At 74.0% G+C, this 20334-nt stretch carries 15 protein-coding genes; 5 read left to right on the top strand and 10 right to left on the bottom strand.

Annotated features, from left to right (window positions below; genetic code table 11):
• Positions 1–89: 89 nt before the first annotated feature.
• Both IE109_RS05150 and recQ read left to right on the top strand, forming a co-directional pair.
• Positions 90–1574, top strand: coding sequence for an amino acid permease (locus tag IE109_RS05150; protein WP_189549622.1), 1485 nt, complete (start codon positions 90–92; stop codon positions 1572–1574).
• Between the two features lie 171 nt (positions 1575–1745).
• Positions 1746–3605, top strand: a complete 1860-nt coding sequence (recQ, locus tag IE109_RS05145) for a DNA helicase RecQ (protein WP_189549487.1) — start codon at positions 1746–1748, stop codon at positions 3603–3605.
• A 217-nt stretch (positions 3606–3822) separates the two neighbouring features.
• On the opposite strand, the gene IE109_RS05140 is transcribed toward recQ, so the two are convergent.
• The 5 genes from IE109_RS05140 to IE109_RS05120 all read right to left on the bottom strand — a co-directional run bounded on the left by IE109_RS05140 (position 3823) and on the right by IE109_RS05120 (position 10672).
• Positions 3823–5961 carry a 3-hydroxyacyl-CoA dehydrogenase NAD-binding domain-containing protein gene (locus IE109_RS05140; protein ID WP_189549485.1) on the bottom strand — a complete coding sequence of 713 codons (2139 nt, stop codon included), beginning with the start codon at positions 5959–5961 and terminating at the stop codon, positions 3823–3825.
• A complete protein-coding gene (locus tag IE109_RS05135; protein WP_189549483.1) occupies positions 5958–7172 on the bottom strand; it encodes a thiolase family protein in 1215 nt (404 codons plus the stop codon). The genes IE109_RS05140 and IE109_RS05135 overlap by 4 nt, the downstream gene beginning before the upstream one ends.
• 245 nt (positions 7173–7417) lie before the next feature.
• Entirely contained in the window at positions 7418–8713 is a 1296-nt protein-coding gene (locus IE109_RS05130; protein WP_189549481.1) for an HRDC domain-containing protein, read from the bottom strand.
• Positions 8714–8791: 78 nt separating this feature from the next.
• The gene (locus IE109_RS05125; RefSeq protein WP_064068756.1) at positions 8792–9457 is read right to left on the bottom strand and encodes a response regulator transcription factor; all 666 of its coding nucleotides are present in this window, start codon (positions 9455–9457) and stop codon (positions 8792–8794) included.
• Between the two features lie 540 nt (positions 9458–9997).
• Complete coding sequence (locus tag IE109_RS05120) at positions 9998–10672, bottom strand: DUF3000 domain-containing protein (RefSeq protein WP_189549479.1); 675 nt, start codon at positions 10670–10672, stop codon at positions 9998–10000.
• A gap of 91 nt (positions 10673–10763) precedes the next feature.
• On the opposite strand from IE109_RS05120, the gene hemE reads away from it, so the two are divergent.
• Positions 10764–11828: a uroporphyrinogen decarboxylase gene (gene hemE, locus IE109_RS05115; RefSeq protein WP_189549478.1), complete on the top strand. Its 1065-nt coding sequence runs from the start codon at positions 10764–10766 to the stop codon at positions 11826–11828.
• 116 nt (positions 11829–11944) lie between these two features.
• Here the strand turns inward: hemE and IE109_RS05110 are convergent, their stop codons facing one another.
• Both IE109_RS05110 and IE109_RS05105 read right to left on the bottom strand, forming a co-directional pair.
• Positions 11945–13342, bottom strand: coding sequence for an FAD-dependent oxidoreductase (locus IE109_RS05110; RefSeq protein WP_189549476.1), 1398 nt, complete (start codon positions 13340–13342; stop codon positions 11945–11947).
• A 10-nt stretch (positions 13343–13352) separates the two neighbouring features.
• Positions 13353–14291, bottom strand: a complete 939-nt coding sequence (locus tag IE109_RS05105) for a DUF4349 domain-containing protein (RefSeq protein WP_189549474.1) — start codon at positions 14289–14291, stop codon at positions 13353–13355.
• 127 nt (positions 14292–14418) lie between these two features.
• Between IE109_RS05105 and hemG the strand changes: the two genes are divergently transcribed.
• Together hemG and hemQ are read left to right on the top strand one after the other, a co-directional pair.
• Positions 14419–15867 (top strand): protoporphyrinogen oxidase, encoded by a 1449-nt coding sequence (gene hemG / locus IE109_RS05100; protein ID WP_189549472.1) that lies wholly within the window; start codon positions 14419–14421, stop codon positions 15865–15867.
• A 4-nt stretch (positions 15868–15871) separates the two neighbouring features.
• A complete protein-coding gene (gene hemQ / locus IE109_RS05095) occupies positions 15872–16585 on the top strand; it encodes a hydrogen peroxide-dependent heme synthase (protein WP_189549470.1) in 714 nt (237 codons plus the stop codon).
• 197 nt (positions 16586–16782) lie between these two features.
• Here hemQ and IE109_RS05090 read toward each other — a convergent pair whose 3' ends face one another.
• From IE109_RS05090 to IE109_RS05080, 3 genes are all read right to left on the bottom strand, one after another.
• The gene (locus tag IE109_RS05090) at positions 16783–17556 is read right to left on the bottom strand and encodes a TIGR04222 domain-containing membrane protein (protein ID WP_189549469.1); all 774 of its coding nucleotides are present in this window, start codon (positions 17554–17556) and stop codon (positions 16783–16785) included.
• A gap of 213 nt (positions 17557–17769) precedes the next feature.
• Positions 17770–18777: a TIGR04222 domain-containing membrane protein gene (locus tag IE109_RS05085; protein ID WP_189549467.1), complete on the bottom strand. Its 1008-nt coding sequence runs from the start codon at positions 18775–18777 to the stop codon at positions 17770–17772.
• On the bottom strand, positions 18774–20261 hold the full coding sequence (locus tag IE109_RS05080) for an MbnB/TglH/ChrH family RiPP precursor modification enzyme (protein ID WP_189549465.1): 1488 nt from the start codon (positions 20259–20261) through the stop codon (positions 18774–18776). Before IE109_RS05080 ends, IE109_RS05085 begins: the two co-directional genes overlap by 4 nt.
• Positions 20262–20334: the final 73 nt, after the last annotated feature.

Below are 20334 nucleotides of genomic sequence, written 5' to 3'. Positions count from 1 at the left end.
TCCCGCGCCCCTCTCGATCATGGGCGGTGAAGGCCGATGGCTACGGAGGTACGCCGGTGAGTATGGGCCAGCAGTCACGCGACACCGGGATGTTCCGGACAAAGAGCGTCGAGCAATCGATCCAGGACACCGAGGAACCCGAACACGCACTGAGGAAGTCGCTGTCCGCCTGGGACCTGACGGTCTTCGGAGTCGGCGTCATCATCGGCACGGGCATCTTCGTCCTCACGGGCAAGGTGGCCAAGGAGACCGCCGGGCCGGCCACCGCGCTGGCCTTCGTCACGGCGGGCATCGTCTGCGCGCTGGCCGCCCTCTGCTACGCCGAGTTCGCCTCGACGGTGCCGGTGGCCGGGTCGGCGTACACCTTCGCGTACGCCTCCCTCGGCGAGCTGCCGGCCTGGATCATCGGCTGGGACCTCGTCCTGGAGTTCGCCCTCGGCACCGCGGTCGTCGCCGTCGGGTGGTCGGGCTACGTGCGGTCGCTGATGGACAACGTCGACTGGCACCTGCCGGCCGCGCTCCAGGGGCCGGACGTCGCGGGGGGCACCTTCGACATCCTGGCCTTCCTGCTGGTCCTGGTCCTGACCGTGATCCTGGTGCTCGGCATGAAGCTGTCCGCCAACATCACGGCGCTGGTCGTGGCCATCAAGGTCACCGTCGTCATGATCGTGATCATCGCGGGTCTGTTCTTCATCGTCGGCGACAACTACTCGCCGTTCATCCCCGACGCCGTGAACCCGCCCGCCTCGTCCGGCTGGGACGCGCCACTGGTCCAGACGATCTTCGGCTACGAGCCGACGAACTTCGGCGTCATGGGCATCTTCACCGCCGCCTCCGTCGTCTTCTTCGCCTTCATCGGCTTCGACGTGGTGGCCACGGCCGCGGAGGAGACCAAGCTGCCGCAGCGCGACATGCCGCGCGGCATCCTCGGCTCCCTCCTGATCTGCACCGTGCTCTACGTCGCCGTCTCGCTCGTCGTCACCGGCATGCAGCACTACAGCAAGCTGTCGGTGAGCGCCCCGCTGGCGGACGCCTTCAAGGCCACCGGGCACCCCTTCTACGCGGGCGTCATCAGCTTCGGCGCCGCCGTCGGCCTCACCACCGTCTGCCTGATCCTGCTGCTCGGCCAGACCCGGGTGTTCTTCGCCATGAGCCGCGACGGGCTGCTGCCGCGCTTCTTCTCCGTCACGCACCCCAAGTTCCGCACCCCGTACCGGCCGACGATCCTCCTCGGCGTCCTCATCGCGATCATCGCCGGCTTCACCAGCATCAACGAGCTGGCGACCCTGGTGAACATCGGCACCCTGTTCGCGTTCGTCGTCGTCGCCCTCGGCGTGATCATCCTGCGCCGCACCCGTCCCGACCTGCACCGCGCGTTCCGCACCCCCTGGGTGCCGGCCGTCCCGATCCTCTCGGTCGCCGCCTCGGTGTGGCTGATGCTCAACCTGCCGGGCGAGACGTGGTTCCGGTTCGCCGTCTGGATGCTGATCGGCATCGTCGTGTACTTCCTGTACGGGCGCTCCCACAGCCGCCTGGGCCGCCGCGGGCGCCCGCTGGGGACGAAGGCCCCGTAGGGCGTGGCGCGCCGCGTGGGAGGCGTACGGAGGCCACCGCGGGGCGCGCCGGCGACGGGGGGCCCGCCGAGGCGCGCCCGTCCGCCGGGGCGCGTCCCGTCCGTCCGGTCGGCGCTTCCGCCCCCGTCCGCCGTTTGGGCCGACGGGGGCGGTCACTCGTAGAATCGCCGGATGAGCTCCCCCGGCGACGCCCCCGCGGACCACGAGACCGACGACGCCCTGCGGGTGCTGGGCAAGGTCTTCGGCTACGACTCCTTCCGCGGCGAGCAGCGGGAGATCATCGACCATGTGGTGGGCGGCGGCGACGCCCTGGTCCTGATGCCGACCGGCGGCGGCAAGTCGCTGTGCTACCAGATCCCCGCCCTCGTGCGCCCGGGTGTCGGGGTCGTCGTCTCCCCGCTGATCGCCCTCATGCAGGACCAGGTCGACGCGCTGCGGGCGCTCGGGGTGCGCGCCGGGTTCCTCAACTCCACGCAGGGGCTGGACGAGAGGCGGCTGGTGGAGGCCGAGTTCGCCGCCGGTGAGCTGGACCTGCTGTACCTGGCGCCCGAGCGGCTGCGGGTCGAGTCCACGCTGCACCTGCTGCGGCGCGGCACCATCTCGCTGTTCGCCATCGACGAGGCGCACTGCGTCGCCCAGTGGGGCCACGACTTCCGGCCCGACTACCTCCAGCTGTCCACGCTGCACGAGCAGTGGCCGGACGTGCCGCGCATCGCCCTGACGGCGACCGCCACCCGCGCCACGCACGCCGAGATCGCCGGCCGGCTGAACCTCGGCGACGCCCGGCACTTCGTCGCCAGCTTCGACCGCCCCAACATCCAGTACCGCATCGCCCCCAAGAACGAGCCCAAGCGGCAACTGCTGGAGCTGATCCGTGGCGAGCACCCCGGCGACGCGGGCATCGTGTACTGCCTCTCGCGGGCGTCCGTCGAGAAGACGGCGGCGTTCCTGGTGGAGAACGGCATCGACGCCGTGCCGTACCACGCGGGCCTCGACGCGGGGACCCGCGCCCGGAACCAGTCCCGGTTCCTCCGCGAGGACGGGCTGGTCGTCGTCGCGACGATCGCCTTCGGCATGGGCATCGACAAGCCCGACGTGCGCTTCGTCGCCCACCTCGACCTGCCGAAGTCCGTGGAGGGCTACTACCAGGAGACCGGCCGCGCCGGGCGGGACGGCCTGCCGTCCACGGCGTGGCTGGCGTACGGGCTCCAGGACGTCGTCCAGCAACGCAAGATGATCGACGGCTCGGAGGGCGACGCCGAGCACCGCCGCCGCCTCGCCGCGCACCTCGACGCCATGCTCGCGCTGTGCGAGACGGTCGAGTGCCGCAGGGTGCGGCTGCTGGCGTACTTCGGGCAGGAGTCGGCCGCGTGCGGCAACTGCGACACGTGCCTGTCGCCGCCGACGTCGTGGGACGGCACGATCGCCGCGCAGAAGCTGCTGTCGACGATCGTCCGGCTGAAGCGGGAACGGAACCAGAAGTTCGGCGCGGGCCAGATCATCGACATCCTGCTCGGCCGCAAGACGGCGAAGGTCATCCAGTTCGACCACGACGCCCTGAGCGTCTTCGGGATCGGCACCGAGCTGAACGAGTCCCAGTGGCGCGGCGTCGTGCGCCAGATGCTCGCCCAGGGCCTGCTCGCGGTCGAGGGCGACTACGGCACGCTCGTGCTCACCGACACCTCCGCCGACGTCCTGGGCGGCCGGCGCGAGGTCCTGCTGCGCAGCGAACCGGAGCGCCCCGCGCGGACGGCCGGATCCGGCCGCTCCGCCAAGCGCGCCGCCGTGGTGGCCGACCTGCCCGAGGAGGCGCTGCCCCTCTTCGAGCGGCTCCGCGCCTGGCGCGCGGCGACCGCCAAGGAGCAGGGCGTCCCCGCGTACGTCATCTTCCACGACGCCACGCTCCGCGAGATCGCCGCGGCGCCGCCCGCGACCCTCGCGGAACTGGGCGGCGTGAGCGGCGTGGGCGAGAACAAGCTCGCCAAGTACGGCGAAGCCCTCCTCGCCGCCCTCGCCGAAGCCGACGCCTGACGCCCCCGGCGCCTGCGCCCCGCCCTCCGCCCTCCGGGCGGTGCCTTCGCGGCGGTTCCTCCCGGGGCGGTGACCGTTCCCGGTCCCCCCTGACGCGGGTGGGGGGCCGGGGGTACGACGGCTGGGAGCCGTTTCGGCCCCGCCCGGGCCCGGAAACGGCGGACGGGCCGCGGGGGAGGTTCCCCGCGGCCCGTCCGTCAGGCTGTTCGGCGACGCGTCACGCCGGGACGCTCGCCACGCCCTGCGCCAGGAAACGCTTGCCGTTCACGCGCTCCGACACACCCTCGCGGTCCAGGTACGGCGTGATGCCGCCCAGGTGGAAGGGCCAGCCGGCGCCCGTGATGAGGCACAGGTCGATGTCCTGGGCCTCGGCGACGACGCCCTCGTCCAGCATCAGGCCGATCTCCTGCGCCACCGCGTCCAGGACGCGGTCCCGCACCTGCTGCTCGGTCAGGACGACGTCGCCCTGCTTCAGCAGTGCCGCGACCTCGGGGTCCAGCTCGGGCTTGAACCCGTTCTCGGCGGAGTAGACGTAGAAGCCGCGCTTGCCGGCCTTGACGACGGCGGCGAGGTTCGGGGAGACCGTGAAGCGGTCGGGGAAGGCGCGGTTCAGGGTCTCGGAGACGTGCAGACCGATCGCCGGGCCGACCAGCTCCAGGAGCACCAGCGGCGACATCGGCAGACCGAGCGGCTCGATGGCCTTCTCCGCGGTCTCGACCGGGGTGCCCTCGTCGATGACGTTCTGGATCTCGCCCATGAAGCGGGTGAGGATGCGGTTCACGACGAACGCCGGGGCGTCCTTCGTCAGGACGGCCGTCTTCTTCAGCTTCTTCGCGACACCGAACGCGGTCGCCAGCGACGCGTCGTCGGTCCGCTCACCGCGGACGATCTCCAGCAGCGGGAGGATCGCGACCGGGTTGAAGAAGTGGAAACCGACGACCCGCTCCGGGTGCTGGAGCTTCGAGGCCATCTCCGACACCGAAAGCGAGGAGGTGTTGGTGGCGAGGATCGCGTGCGCCGGGGCGACCGCCTCGACCTCCGCGAACACCTTCTGCTTGACCGACATCTCCTCGAACACGGCCTCGATGATGAAGTCCGCGTCCGCGAAGCCCTCGGCCTTGTCCAGGACGCCCGAGACCAGGCCCTTGAGGCGGTTGGCCTTGTCCTGGTTGATGCGGCCCTTGCCGAGCAGCTTGTCGATCTCGCCGTGGACGTAGCCCACGCCCTTGTCGACGCGCTCCTGGTCGATGTCCGTCAGGACGACCGGCACCTCCAGGCGGCGCAGGAACAGCAGCGCCAGCTGCGAGGCCATCAGACCGGCGCCGACGACGCCCACCTTGGTGACCGGGCGGGCCAGGCTCTTGTCCGGCGCGCCGGCCGGGCGCTTGGCCCGCTTCTGCACCAGGTTGAAGGCGTAGATGCCGGAGCGCAGCTCGCCGCCCATGATGAGGTCGGCCAGCGCGGTGTCCTCGGCGTCGAAGCCCTTCTGGAGGTCGCCGTCCTTGGCCGCCTCGATGATGTCCAGGGCGCGGTACGCGGCCGGGGCCGCGCCGTGCACCTTGGAGTCCGCGACGGACCGGCCGCGGGCCACCGCCGCGTCCCAGCCCTCGCCGCGGTCGACCTCGGCGCGCTCCACCACGATCTCGCCCTTGAGGACGGACGCCGTCCACAGCAGCGACTGCTCCAGGAAGTCGGCGCCCTCGAAGATCGCGTCGGCGATCCCGAGCTCGTAGACCTGCGCGCCCTTGAGCTGCTTGTTCTGGTTGAGCGAGTTCTCGATGATCACCGAGACCGCGCGGTCGGCGCCGATCAGGTTCGGCAGGACGGTGCAACCGCCCCAGCCGGGGACCAGGCCGAGGAAGACCTCGGGCAGCGAGAACGCCGGCAGAGCCGCCGACACGGTGCGGTAGGTGCAGTGCAGACCGACCTCGACACCGCCGCCCATCGCCGCGCCGTTGTAGTACGCGAACGTCGGCACGCCCAGCGACGACAGCCGCTTGAAGACGTCGTGGCCGCCCTTGCCGATGGCGAGCGCGTCCTCGTGGCGCTTCAGCAGCTCCACGCCCTTGAGGTCGGCGCCGACGGCGAAGATGAAGGGCTTGCCGGTGATGCCGGCACCGACGATCGTGCCCTCGGCCGCCTCCTTCTCCACCTGGTCGATGGCGGTGTTGAGGTTCGCCAGCGACTGCGGCCCGAAGGTGGTCGGCTTGGTGTGGTCGAAGCCGTTGTCCAGCGTGATCAGCGCGAACCGGCCCGCCCCGAACGGCAGGTCGAAGTGCCGTACGTGGGCGGTGGTGACGACCTCGTCCGGGAACAGCTCGGCCGCACCCTTCAGAAGCTCAGCGGTGGTGCTCACTTGCCCTCCCAGTGGGGGTTTTCCCAGATGACCGTGGCGCCCATGCCGAAGCCGACGCACATGGTGGTGAGGCCGTAACGGACCTCCGGCTGCTCCTCGAACTGCCGCGCCAGCTGCGTCATCAGACGTACGCCGGAGGAGGCGAGCGGGTGGCCGAAGGCGATGGCGCCGCCGTACTGGTTGACGCGCGCGTCGTCGTCGGCGATGCCGTAGTGGTCGAGGAAGGCCAGCACCTGGACGGCGAAGGCCTCGTTGATCTCGAAGAGGTTGATGTCCTCGATCGAGAGACCGGCCTTGGCCAGGGCCTTCTCGGTCGCCGGGATCGGGCCGTAGCCCATGACCTCCGGCTCGACGCCGGCGAAGGCGTACGAGACGAGGCGCATCTTGACCGGCAGGCCGTTCTCGCGGGCGAAGTCCTCGGACGCGATGATCGACGCGGTGGCGCCGTCGTTGAGGCCCGCGGCGTTGCCGGCGGTGACGTTGCCGTGGACGCGGAACGGCGTCTTCAGGTTCGCCAGCGACTCCAGGGTCGTGCCCGGGCGCATCGGCTCGTCGGCGGTGACCAGGCCCCAGCCGGTCTCGCCGGCCTCGGCGTTGGTGCGGCGCACCGAGATCGGCACCAGGTCGGCCTGGATCTTGCCGTTGGCGTACGCCTTGGCGGCCTTCTCCTGGGAGCGCACGGCGTACTCGTCGGCGCGCTGCTTGGTGATGTGCGGGTAGCGGTCGTGCAGGTTCTCGGCGGTCATCCCCATGAACAGGGCGGACTCGTCGACCAGCTTCTCGCTGACGAACCGCGGGTTCGGGTCGACGCCCTCGCCCATGGGGTGGCGGCCCATGTGCTCGACGCCACCGGCGATGACGGCGTCGTACGCGCCGAAGGCGATGGAACCGGCGACCGAGGTGACGGCGGTCAGGGCGCCCGCGCACATGCGGTCGATGGAGTAACCGGGCACCGACTGCGGCAGGCCCGCCAGGATGCCGGCGGTGCGGCCGAGGGTCAGGCCCTGGTCACCGATCTGCGTGGTCGCGGCGATGGCGACCTCGTCGATCCGCGCCGGGTCCAGACCGGGGTTGCGGCGCAGCAGCTCCCGGATGGCCTTCACGACGAGATCGTCGGCGCGGGTCTCGTGGTAGATGCCCTTCGGGCCCGCCTTGCCGAACGGGGTGCGGACGCCGTCGACGAAGACGACGTCCCTGACGGTACGAGGCACGATGGCTCTCCTCCAGGGTGCGGGATGGCACTGCTGCGGGCACGCGGCTAAGCGCGCGCTTGCACGGCCCATGCTACTTGCGGGTAACCAGACTGCACAGTCCCCCCGCCCGGAGCGGTGAAGGTCACACCGGCGGACACGGTGCCGTGGCGCGGCGCGCGACCGTCCCTGCTGACGGCGTCGCGTCCTCGTCCGGGACGGCGGAGCCCCCGGCCGTGGACGGCCGGGGGCTTCCGGGGACGGGATCAGGCCCTCGCCGCCGTCAGCGCTCCCACCAGCACCGGCGTGACCTGCTCGATCTGCCACCGCCGTGCTCCGTGCCCGGCGAGCGCGCCCGCGACCGAATCGGCCGACACCTCGGCGGGCGGCTCCCAGCAGACCCGGCGCACCGTGTCCGGCGTGATCAGGTTCTCCGGGGGCAGGTTCAGCGACTCCGCGAGCGCCGAGACGGCCGACCGGGCGGCCGACAGGCGCGCCGCGGCGGCCGGGTCCTTGTCCGCCCAGGCGCGGGGCGGGGGCGGCCCCTGCACCGCCTGGCCCGGCTGCGGCAGCTCGGCGTCCGGCAGCGCCTTGGCCCGGTCCACCGCCGCCTGCCACTGCTCCAGCTGGCGACGGCCCATGCGGTGCCCGAACCCGGGCAGCGCGGTCAGGGCCTGCACGTCGGGCGGCAGGGCGAGGGCGGCCTCGACGATGGCGGCGTCGCTGAGCACCTTGCCGGGTGACACGTCACGCCGCTGGGCGATCCGGTCGCGGGCCGTCCACAGCTCCCGTACGACCGCCATCTGGCGGCGACGGCGGACCTTGTGCATGCCGGACGTCCGGCGCCACGGGTCCTTGCGGGGCGGGGGCGGCGGGGCGGACGCGATCGCGTCGAACTCCTGGTGCGCCCACTCCAGCTTGCCCTGCCGGTCCAGCTCCTTCTCCAGCGCGTCCCGCAGGTCCACCAGCAGCTCGACGTCCAGCGCGGCGTACCGGAGCCAGGGCTCGGGCAGCGGACGGGTGGACCAGTCCACCGCCGAGTGGCCCTTCTCCAGGGCGTACCCGAGCACCGACTCCACCATCGCGCCGAGGCCGACGCGCGGGAACCCCGCGAGGCGGCCGGCCAGCTCGGTGTCGAACAGCCGGGTGGGCACCATGCCTATTTCCCGCAGGCACGGGAGGTCCTGAGTGGCGGCGTGCAGGATCCACTCGGCACCGGCGAGCCCCTCGCCGAGTGCGGACAGGTCGGGACAGCCGACCGGGTCGATCAGCGCGCTGCCCGCGCCCTCGCGCCGCAGCTGCACGAGGTAGGCCCGCTGGCCGTAGCGGTATCCGGACGCGCGCTCGGCGTCGACGGCGACGGGGCCGGTGCCGCGCGCGAACGCGGCGATCACCTCGGCGAGGGCATGCTCGTCGGCCACCACGGGCGGGATGCCCTCGCGGGGCTCCAGCAAGGGGATCGGCGTCTCGTCGGCCACGCCGTCCGCGACGCCGTCGTCCGGAGGGGCGCCCCCGGTGGTGCGCAGTGCTGTCTCTGCTGCGGTCTCTTGGGCGTCGGTCACCTGTCAAGGGTATCTGTGAACGGCAGGCGCCCGCCGACGGAACGTTCCGTCGACGGGCGCGTGGGTGGGGTGAACCGGTCAGTGGATGATTCCCGTACGAAGGGCCACGGCGACCATCCCGGCCCGGTCGCCCGTGCCGAGCTTGCGGGCGATGCGGGCCAGGTGGCTCTTGACGGTCAGTGCGGACAGGCCCATCGACACGCCGATGGCCTTGTTGGACTGGCCTTCGGCGACCAGCCGGAGCACCTCGACCTCGCGGCCGGAGAGCTCCCGGTAGCCGCCCGGGTGGCTCGGGGCACCCGGGGGGCGGCGGTGGCCGAGCCGCGCGGCCGCGGCGCCGATGGGGGCGGCGCCGGGACGGGTCGGGTGGCCGATGTTGGTGCGGGTACCGGTGACGACGTAGCCCTTGACGCCCCCGGCGAGGGCGTTGCGTACGGCGCCGATGTCGTCGGCCGCCGAAAGGGCGAGCCCGTTGGGCCAGCCGGCGGCACGGGTCTCGGACAGCAGGGTGAGCCCGGAGCCATCGGGCAGGTGGACGTCGGCAACGCAGATGTCGCGCGGGCTGCCGACGCGGGGACGAGCCTCCGCGATGGACGACGCCTCGATGACGTCACGCACTCCGAGGGCCCACAGGTGGCGGGTGACGGTGGAGCGGACGCGCGGGTCGGCCACGACGACCATGGCCGTCGGCTTGTTCGGGCGGTAGGCGACCAGGCTTGCGGGCTGCTCGAGGAGAACGGACACCAGGCCTCCTGGGAAGGTGCGGGACACAGCCGGCTCGGGGAAGAAGCCGGGCGAACCGTGTTTGAAGGGTCACAGACCTCTTCGGCAGCCCCGGCGCCCGCCTTTAGGGGAAGATCACGATTTAGTGAGTAACAATTAGGGCAATTCGGACGGGCGATCGATCATCCTACGAGCGCCCCGTCCCGCGCGGGGCGCTCACCCGTCCGCCGGAGACGCGCCCCCGGGCGCCGAGACAACGCGAACGGCGGCCTGCCGGCGGGCGTGAAGCGTGCAGCCTACGGGACGCCGCCGGGCCCTCGGCCGCCACCGGCGGAGCGGGTGCCCGGGGCCCGCGGCGGAGGGGGCGGGGGCGCTGGTAAGCGGAGGAGCGAAGCGACGGGGGCGACACTCCGGTCACCCCCGCTCCGGCCCCCGTCACCCTCACGCCGGCCACCCCCGGCGAAAGCGGCCCCGAACGGCGCGCGAACGGGCGCGGGAAGGCCCGGCGCGGGCCACCCGTCGGGCCGGGCCCACACCGGGCGGCCCCTGGGGCGACGGGTCCTAAGGGTGCTGCGGGCCCCGCCGCTGGGGGAGGGACACCACGGCCGCCGAGCCCGCGTCCAGCGGCCCGGGGGCGGACGGCGGAAGGCCCGCGATCTGGCACAGCAGGTCGCACCACGCCGCCAGGTGCGCCGCCGTGTCGGGCACCCCGCCCCGGCCCTCGCGCGGCGTCCACGACGCCCGGATCTCGATCTGCGTCGCCGGCCGGCGGTCCGCGAGTCCACCGAAGTAGTGAGACCCCGCACGGGTGACGGTGCCCGAAGCCTCTTCGAACGGCAGGCCCCGCGCTTCCAGCGCGCCCGTCAGCCACGACCACGACACCTCGGGCAGCAGCGGGTCGGCCGCCATCTCCGGCTCCAGTTCCGCGCGCACCAGCGTCACCAGCCGGAAGGTGCCCTGCCATGCCTCGTGACCGGCCGGGTCGTGCAGCAGCACCAGGCGGCCGTCCGCCAGGTCCTCGTCGTCCTCGACGACCGCCGCCTCCAGGGCGTACGCGTACGGCGCGAGCCGCCGCGGGGGCTTGGACGGGTCGACCTCGATCTCCGGCCGCAACCGCGCCCCGCGCAACCCGTCCACCGCCAGCCGGAAGGCGGGCGGGACGGACGTACCCTCCCTGTCGGTGGTTCCCTCGGCGTCGTCGGAGTGATCGGAGAACTGTCCCTGAGCCGCAGCCATGCGGGGAAGAGTAGGCGGAAGGACCGCCCCGCGCGGGGAGAGACACCCGCACCACGCCAGCCGCTTGGCCGTACATGCGAAGATTCTGGGCGTGAGTGCCATTGACAGCCCTTCGGGCCAGCAGACGAAGACCTACGACTCCGCGTTCCTGAAGGCGTGCAGGCGCGAACCCGTGCCGCACACGCCGGTGTGGTTCATGCGGCAGGCGGGACGGTCGCTGCCCGAGTACCTGAAGGTCCGCGAGGGCATTCCCATGCTGGAGTCGTGCATGCGGCCCGAGCTGGTCACGGAGATCACCCTCCAGCCGGTGCGGCGGCACAAGGTCGACGCCGCGATCTTCTTCAGCGACATCGTCGTGCCCCTCAAGGCCATCGGCATCGACCTCGACATCAAGCCGGGCGTCGGCCCCGTCGTCGCCGAACCGATCCGCCGCCGCGCGGACCTCGACCGGCTGCGCGCCCTCACGCCCGACGACGTCCGGTACGTCACCGAGGCCATCGGGATGCTCACCGGCGAGCTCGGCGCCACTCCGCTCATCGGCTTCGCCGGCGCGCCCTTCACCCTGGCGAGCTACCTCGTCGAGGGCGGCCCGTCGCGCAACCACGAGCACACCAAGGCCCTCATGTACGGCGACCCCGAGCTGTGGGCCGAGCTGCTGGACCGCCTCGCCGACATCACCGCCGCCTTCCTGAAGGTCCAGATCGAGGCCGGCGCCTCCGCCGTCCAGCTCTTCGACTCCTGGGTCGGCGCCCTCGCCCCCGCCGACTACCGGCGCTCGGTCATGCCCGCCTCCGCGAAGGTGTTCCGCGCGGTCGAGGGGTACGGCGTGCCGCGCATCCACTTCGGCGTCGGGACCGGCGAGCTCCTCGGTCTCATGGGCGAGGCCGGCGCCGACGTCGTCGGCGTCGACTGGCGTGTCCCGCTGGACGAGGCCGCCCGCCGCGTCGGCCCCGGCAAGGCCCTCCAGGGCAACCTCGACCCGGCCGTCCTCTTCTCCACCCGTGAGGCGGTCGAGACCAAGACCCGCGAGGTCCTGGACGCCGCCGCCGGGCTGGAGGGGCACGTCTTCAACCTCGGCCACGGCGTCCTGCCGACCACCGACCCGGACGCCCTGACCCGCCTGGTCGAGTACGTCCACACGCACACCGCCCGCTGACGGCCCCGCGGCGGGGCCGGCGGTGGGCGGATCACCCGCCCACCGCCGGCCCGTACCGCTCGGTCCCGTTCGGCCGAGTTCCGCCCCGCCCGAACGCCCCCTGGCTCTCCGTCCCGTCAGGCGCCGGCCTTCCGCACCGCCGCCACGGCCTTGCGCGCGGCGACCTGCACCGGGTCCCAGACCGGGGAGAACGGCGGGGCGTACCCCAGGTCGAGGGCCGTGATCTGCTCGACCGTCATCCCGGCCGTCAGCGCCACCGCCGCGATGTCCACCCGCTTCGCCGCGCCCTCGCGGCCCACGATCTGGCAGCCCAGCAGCCGGCCCGTACGGCGCTCGGCCAGCATCTTGACCGTCATCGGCGCCGCGCCCGGGTAGTACCCGGCCCGGCTGGTCGACTCGACCGTCACCGTCACGAACCGCAGCCCCACCGCCTGTGCGTCCTTCTCCCGCAGCCCGGTACGCGCGATCTCCAGCGAGCACACCTTGCTGACCGCCGTCCCGACGACGCCCGGGAACGTGCCGTACCCGCCGGCCACGTTGGAACCGATGACCTGGCCGTGCTTGTTGGCGTGGGTGCCCAGCGGTATGTGCCGCTCACGGCCCGAGACCAGGTCCAGCACCTCGACGCAGTCGCCGCCCGCCCAGATCTCGTCCCGGCCGCGCACCCGCATCGACAGGTCGGTGAGCAGACCGCCGTACGAGCCGAGCGGCAGCCCGGCCTCCCGCGCCAGCGTCGTCTCCGGTGCCACGCCCATGCCCAGCACGACGACGTCCGCCGGGTACTCGGCGTCCTCGGTCGCCACCGCCCGTACCCGCCCGTCGTCGCCGGTAAGGAACTTGGTGACCTCCGCGCCGCCGACCGTGGTGATGCCGAGGCCGTCCATCGCCTCCCGCACCAGGCGTCCCATGTCCGGGTCCAGCGTGGACATCGGCTGCTCACCCCGGTGGAGGACGGTCACCTCGTATCCCCGGGCGAGCAGCGCCTCCGCCATCTCGACCCCGATGTACCCGGCGCCCACCACCACCGCGCGCCGCCCCGGCGTGCCGTTCAGCCCGGTCAGTGTGTCCAGCAGGGCCTGTCCGTCGTCCAGCGTCTGCACCCCGTGCACGCCCGCCGCGTCGACCCCCGGCAGCGGCGGGCGCACCGGCCGGGCGCCGGTCGCGATCACCAGCCTGTCGTAGCCCTCCCACGAGCCGGCGCCCGACTCCAGATCCCGTACGCGCACCCGGCCCCGGTCCACGTCGAGCCCGGTCACCTCCGTCCGCAGCCGCAGGTCGACGCCGCGCTCCCGGTGCTCGCGCGGGGTACGGGCGATGAGCCGGTCCGGCCCGTCGACGTCGCCGCCGACCCAGTAGGGGATCCCGCACGCCGAGTACGAGGTGAAGTTCCCCCGCTCGAACGCGACGATCTCCAGCTCGTCCGGGCCCTTCAGCCGGCGCGCCTGGGACGCGGCGGACATCCCGGCCGCGTCCCCACCGATGATCAACAGTCGTTCTCGTCCCAGCTGTCCCATGCGGAACACGCTACGACGAGGAGCCCTCCGCATCCGGCCGTTCCGCCGGTCCCGGCCGCACCGGCCGCCGCCGGACGAGCCACCGCCACCCGGCGTACCCCACCAGGAGCACCCCCGCCCACGGCGCCACCGCCAGCAGCACGATCCCGGCCCACTTCCCCGTCGTCACCAGCGCGTTCCAGCCGCCGCTCAGCGCGTCCCGGAACCCCGGGCCGTCGTCCCGTTCCCCGGCGGGCTCCTCCCGCTCGCTGAGGCGCAGCGTGATCGTCGCCATCGTCGTACGGTCCCGCAGTGCCGCCCGCTGGGCCAGCAGCGACTCCAGGTCCGCCTGCCGGCTGCTCAACTGCCCCTCCAGAGCCACCACGTCGCTCAGCTTCGTCGCCTCGTCCATCAGCTCCCGCACCCGGGCGACGCTCGCCCGCTGGGTGGCGATCCGGCTCTCCACGTCGACCACCTGGTCGGTGACGTCCTTGGCCTGCGCCTTGCGCGAGAGCAGTTTCCCGGCGCCCGCCAGCTCGCGCAGCGTCGCGTCGTACGCGGCCTGCGGCACCCGCAGCACGATCTGCGAGGTCACGTGGTCGTCGTCGACGCGCTCGGTCGTCTCGTCGGCGACATGGCCCCCCGTGGCCTCCGTGACCGCACGGGCCGTCGCCAGCGCGTCCGTGGCGTCCTCGACCTCCACGGACAGGGACGCCGTACGGATCACGTGCTGCTGCTGCCCCGTCCGGGGCGCCGCCGTGGCCCCCGGACCGGCCTTGGCGCCCGGCGCGGGCCGGTCCGGCGCGGGTCCCTCCGCCGCCGGCCCGTCCGCCGCGTACCCGGCGTCCGGCCGGCCGGCGGCGGCCCTCTCGTCCCCGCCGCCCGGGCCTTCGTCCGCCGCGCCGCACCCGGCGAGCGCGAGCGAGACGGTGAGCAGTACGGCCGCGAGCCTGTGCCGAGATGCGCGCATGTTCCCCCCGGTTCTCCATGACGATGCTGTGCTCGTTGGACGTACGGGGGAGCGGGCCGGTTGCCGGCTCCCGGCTCACGAACCGGTCACGGTCGGGACCCGGAACGGCGTTTGAGAGAGTGGGAACATGAACGCGGACCCAGGCGACACTTCCAGAAGCGGCCACGTCGTCGTCATCGGCGGCGGCATCGCGGGCCTCGCCGCCGCCCACCGGCTGGTCACCGCCGGGCGGCGCGTGACCGTGCTGGAGGCCACCACCCGGCTCGGCGGCAAGCTCCTCGCGGGCGAGATCGCGGGCGTCCCGGTGGACCTCGGCGCCGAGTCGATGCTCGCCCGCCGCCCCGAGGCGACCGACCTCGCGCGCGCCGTGGGCCTCGGCGACCGCCTCCAGCCGCCCGCCACCGCCGGCGCCGCCGTCTGGACCCGCGACGCGCTGCGCCCGATGCCCAGGGGGCACGTCATGGGCGTCCCGGGCGACGCCGCCGCCCTCACGGGCCTGTTGTCCCCCGAGGGCCTCGCCCGCATCGCGCACGAGAGGGACCTGCCGCCCGCCGACCCCGCCGCCCTCGGCGACGACATCGCCGTCGGCCGCTACGTCGCCGACCGCCTCGGCCGCGAGGTCGTCGACCGGCTCGTGGAACCCCTCCTCGGCGGGGTGTACGCGGGCGACGCCTACGCCATCTCCATGGGCGCCGCCGTACCGAAGCTCTTCGAGGCCGCCCGAGCCCACCGCACCCTCACCGGGGCCGTCCGCTCCCTCCAGCAGGCGGGCGGGCAGCAGACCGGCCCCGCGTTCATGGGCATCGCCGGCGGCATCGGCACCCTGCCGGGCGCCGTCGCCGACGCCGTCACCGCGGGGGGCGGCGAGATCCTCACCGACACGCCCGTCCACGCCCTCACCAGGGCGGCCGGGGGAGGCTGGAACGTGCGCACCGGCGAGCGCGTCCTGCGCGCCGGCGCCGTGATCGTCGCGACCCCGGCCTGGTCCGCCTCCGAGCTGCTCGCCGCCGAGTCCCCGGCCGCCGCCGCCGAACTGGCCGCCGTCGAGTACGCCTCGATGGCCCTGGTCACCCTCGCCTTCCGGCGCGGCGAGGCCGAGGGGGCCCTGCCCGCGGGCTCCGGCTTCCTCGTCCCGCCGGTCGACGGCCGCACCATCAAGGCCTCCACCTTCTCGACACGGAAGTGGAAGTGGACCGACGAGGGCGCGGGCGACCTCGTCGTGCTGCGCACCTCCGTGGGCCGGTACGGCGAGGAGGAGCACCTGCACCGCGACGACGCCGACCTCGTCTCCGCGTCCCTGAAGGATCTCGCCGACGCCACCGGGCTGTCCGCCCGGCCCGTCGCCACCGAGGTCACCCGCTGGATCGGCGGCCTGCCGCAGTATCCCGTCGGGCACCTGGCCCGGGTCGCCCGGGTCCGTGACGCCGTCGCGAAACTGCCCGGTCTGCGGGTCTGCGGAGCCGCCTACGACGGCGTGGGAATCCCCGCCACGATCGCGAGCGCGCGGCGCGCGGCCGACGAGATCATCGCCACGCCGACCCTGGCGCACGGCACCCTGAGTGACGAGCGAGAATAGCCCTATGAGTGCGCCCGAAAAGATCCCGAACGCCGGTAAGAAGGCGAAGGACCTCAACGAGGTCATCCGCTACACCCTGTGGTCCGTCTTCAAGCTGCGCGACGTCCTGCCCGAGGACCGGACCGGTTACGCCGACGAGGTCCAGGAGCTGTTCGACCAGCTCGCCGCCAAGGACGTCACCGTCCGCGGCACGTACGACGTGTCCGGTCTGCGCGCCGACGCCGACCTGATGATCTGGTGGCACGCCGAGACCTCGGACGCGCTCCAGGAGGCGTACAACCTCTTCCGCCGCACCCGGCTGGGCCGCGCGCTGGAGCCGGTGTGGTCGAACATGGCGCTGCACCGCCCCGCCGAGTTCAACCGGTCGCACATCCCGGCGTTCCTCGCCGACGAGACGCCGCGCGACTACGTCTCGGTGTACCCCTTCGTGCGCTCCTACGACTGGTACCTCCTGCCCGACGAGGACCGGCGCCGGATGCTCGCCGACCACGGCAAGATGGCCCGCGGCTTCCCGGACGTGCGCGCCAACACGGTGGCCTCGTTCTCGCTGGGCGACTACGAGTGGATCCTCGCCTTCGAGGCGGACGAGCTGTACCGGATCGTGGACCTCATGCGCCACCTGCGCGCCTCGGAGGCACGGATGCACGTACGGGAAGAGGTCCCGTTCTACACCGGCCGGCGCAAGTCGGTCGCGGATCTGGTCGCGGGTCTCGCCTGACGGCCCTGACCTGACCGACCTGGTGACGGACGGGCGCGGTGTCCTCGACGCCCGCCCGTACGTCACCCGCCGACCCGGAAGATCAGACGGCGGGCCCGCACGCCCGCCGCTCCAGCGACACCGGGTCCGGCTCCGGGTGCGGCGCGCCGTCGGCGCGCCGCACCGGCGTCCGTTCGGCGGCGCTCCACCGGCGTCCGTCAGCGCCCCCTTCGCTGCCCCGGGACGAGCGCGGCCCGCAGCGCCGGGTCGTCCAGGGCGTGGACCCCGCCGATCGCCACGGCGGTGAGCGGGTCACGCCGGCTCACCCGCGTCAGCAGGCTCTGCCCGGCGGGGGAGGCCCACCGGGTGTACGGATGGACCTCGACGCGCGCGATGACCAGGCACCCCAGCGTCAGGACGAGGGGGAGGGCGAACCACGTCATGGCCCGGGCGTCCGGCGCGTGCCCCTCCGGGAGCAGCAGCGCGGCGGACGCCGCCAGTGCCACGGTCAGAACCGTCGAGCGGCGTACGCCGCGCACCGCGGCCATGACGGAGGCCCTGGCCGTCTCGGGGACGGCGAGCCCCGCCGCGACGAGCCGGTCGGCGAGCGCCCTGACCGGGTCGGCGACCGACGTCCTGTCCCGCACCACCGCGGTCCGCGACTGCCCCTCGGGCCCTATCGCACCGAGCACCGAGCGCTCCACCTCGTCGGCGCCCCGGGGGTCCGCGTCCACGACGGTCGCCCAGCCGGTGCGCGCCAGCCACAGCCGTCGCCGGCGGTGCATCGACACCAGCGCCAGGTCCGCCACCCGCTGCGGGCCGCCGGCCAGGAACGCGGTCTCGTACAGGCTCAGTTCACGGTCACGGTCACGGTCACGGTCCGGCGCCGGGAGACCGGCCGGCTCGGCGGCACGGACGGCGGCCAGGCACAAGCGCGCACAGCTGACGGCCGCCGCGGCCCACGTGACGAGCAGGAGCGGAACCCAGAACATGCCGGAGTTCTACGCCACGCGGCGGGCGCGGCGCCACCGGGTTTCCACGATCCGGACGACGTGTGCTCCCGGCCGCCGCCGCCGCGCCGCGGCCCGGCGAGGGCGCGAGGAGCCGTCCCGCGGCGTCGTCGGCGGGCTCCCGCACCGGCCCGTCCCGCCCGGCACCGACTCCCCCCGGACACCGCCGTGTTCGCGGCCCGTTGCTCGGCCCCGTCAGTCGCCGCCCCCGCCCCCTCCGCCGCAGCCGCCCCCGCCGCCCCCGCAGCTGGAGCCGCCACCGCCACCGCCACCGCCACCCCCTCCGCCGCTTCCGCAGCCCGAGCCGCCGCTGCACGCGGAGCCGCCGCCCCCGCCGCCTCCGCACCCTCCACCGCAGCCGCCCCCGCCCGTGTCGGCGCTCGCGCACCACACGGCGACGGACGTGGTCGCGAACAGCTCGTCCTGCTGCGTACCCCCTCCGCCACCGCCCCTCCGCCCGTACATCCGCGCCGCTGCGACCAGTTGCTCCCTCAGCACCCGGTCGGGCAGGGCGCGCAGCCCGTGCAGGGCCACCAGGTCCCCCGGCTCGGTCGTATGGGCCTGGGCGCCGCGGTACGAGGCCAGAGCCCGGCGGCCCGCCCCGGTGAGCCGGCGGCCGCTGACGGCGGCGCAGACCAGGGCGGTCACCAGGCCGGCGAACAGGGCGGGCAGCACCTTGACGACGAAGGGGAACGGGATGTCCTCGCCGAGGTCCAGGGTGGTGTACTCGGCGATGGTCGCCGCGATGGAGGCGAGGAAGAGCAGGAAGCAGGACACCGCCTGGACCATGCTCCACCGGCGGGAGGCGCGTCCGCTGTCGCGCGGCACGAGCAGCCCGCGGTGGGCGAGCCGGTCACCGATCTCCTGCACGGCGGGGTGGCGCATGGCGGCCAGTCGCACCGTGTGCAGGGCGCCGCTGGGCGCGGTGGCCAGCTCGTGCAGGACGGCGCCCTCGACGGGGTCGTGGCCGACCGGGCGGACCACGTGCACGATGCCCGGCCCGCCGACGGCCACGCGGCCGTCCGCGGCGAGCGAGGCGAGGGCGGAGTCGACGACCCGTGCGGGTCCGCCGTTCAGGAACGCGGCCTCCGCCCGGTAGTGGATCGAGCCGCCCGGTCCGCGCCGCGAGGCGGTCACCTGGTGGACGAGGAGGAGCGAGGAGACGGCGACGGCGGCGTAGAGGAGCAGGGCGACGACGTTCACGCGGCCCGCCTCCCCGCGAGCGCGGCACGGGCGGCGCGCACCAGCCGGCCGGTCCGGCCCGGGGGCCGCGCCCCGGCACGCTCCCGCCACCACGTGGTGAGCCGTCGGCGGGCGACGGGATCCTCCGGCTGCCCGGCGATCAGGAGGTGCTCCGCGAAGTCCAGCGCGTCACGCCGGTGGCCGCCGCGCAGGGCGCGCGATCCGGCGTACGCGAGGAACGCGGGGCGGTAGCCGGCGCCGAGTATCTCCGGCAGCTCGGGCGCCACCTTGGCCACGATCCCGGCCCGCTTGGCCGCCAGCGCCCGGGTCTGCACCCGCAGCCGCGCCCGGTCGAACCCCTCGGGCGCCGGCGTCCCGGCCACCAGCGCCGACAGCAGCGCGGCCTGCGCGATCCCCACCCGCTGCCGTACTCCCTCGGGCACGGCCCCGGCGACGGGCCGGTCCGCCCCGGCCACGCGCGGCGCAGGAGCGTCACCGACCTCGCGGCCGGCCGGTGCCCCGGCCACGCGTGGCGCCGGGCCGCGACCGCCCGGGGCCCCCGACCCGGCCGGCCCGGCCGCCGCCCCCGCCCCGGCCAGGGCGACCGCGGGCCCCCCGGCACCGGCCACCGGCGCGGCCGGGCGTATCGCCGTCGCGGCCCGAGCCGTGGCGCCGCGTACCTCCGCGCCGCGTACCGTCGCGCGGATCGCGGCGAGTTCGGCCGCCAGGTCCTGCGCCGGCGGGAAGTCGTCGTCCCGCTCCAGCAGCACGCCCGGCGGGGTGGCCCGGGACGCGAGATCGGACAGGATGTCCAGCACCGCGGGCGGGACCGGGTGGGCGTGGCTGTCGTGCCAGACGCCGTCCCGCTCGACCCCGCCGGCCACATGCACGTAAGCGATGGCCTCGAGCGGCAGCTCCGCCAGGGCCTTCGCCGGGTCCTCGCCCCGGTTGACGTGGTTGGTGTGCAGGTTCGCCACGTCGATAAGGAGGCGGACGCCCGTACGCTCCACCAGCTCGGCCAGGAACCGCCCCTCCGTCAGCTCCTCGTCCGGCCAGGAGAACAGGGCCGCGATGTTCTCCAGTGCCAGCGGCACCGGAAGCGCGTCCTGCGCGATGCGGACGTTCTCGCACAGCACGTCCAGCGCGTCCCACGTCCGCGGTACCGGCAGGAGGTGGCCCGCCTCCAGGGCGGGCGACGCGGTGAGCGGCCCCCCGGCCCGTACGAAGGCGATGTGCTCCGTCACCAGCGGCGCCCCCAGCGCCGTGGCCTTCGCCGCCAGCTCCGCGAGCCGCCCCGCGTCAGGACGGTCCGCGCCGCCCAGGCCCAGCGACACACCGTGCGGGACGACCGTGACGCCCCGCTCGCGCAGTCGCAGCAGGGAGTCGGGGACATGGCCGACGCAGAGGTTCTCCGCGACCACCTCCACCCAGTCGACGCCGGTCAGCCCCTCCACCGCGTCCGCGATCTCCGGACGCCAGCCGATACCGGTACCCAGTTCCCTCATGTCCCCCTCCTCCTGCGTCGGTCGGAGGGGTAATGGCCCTGCGGAAGCACCCCCGAAACGGGAGATCCGCAGT

This window comes from Streptomyces lavendofoliae, from assembly GCF_014649735.1.
Lineage (GTDB): Bacteria > Actinomycetota > Actinomycetes > Streptomycetales > Streptomycetaceae > Streptomyces > Streptomyces lavendofoliae.
Note: the sequence above shows the minus strand (reverse complement) of the source record. Positions and strands in the feature narration are given on the sequence as shown.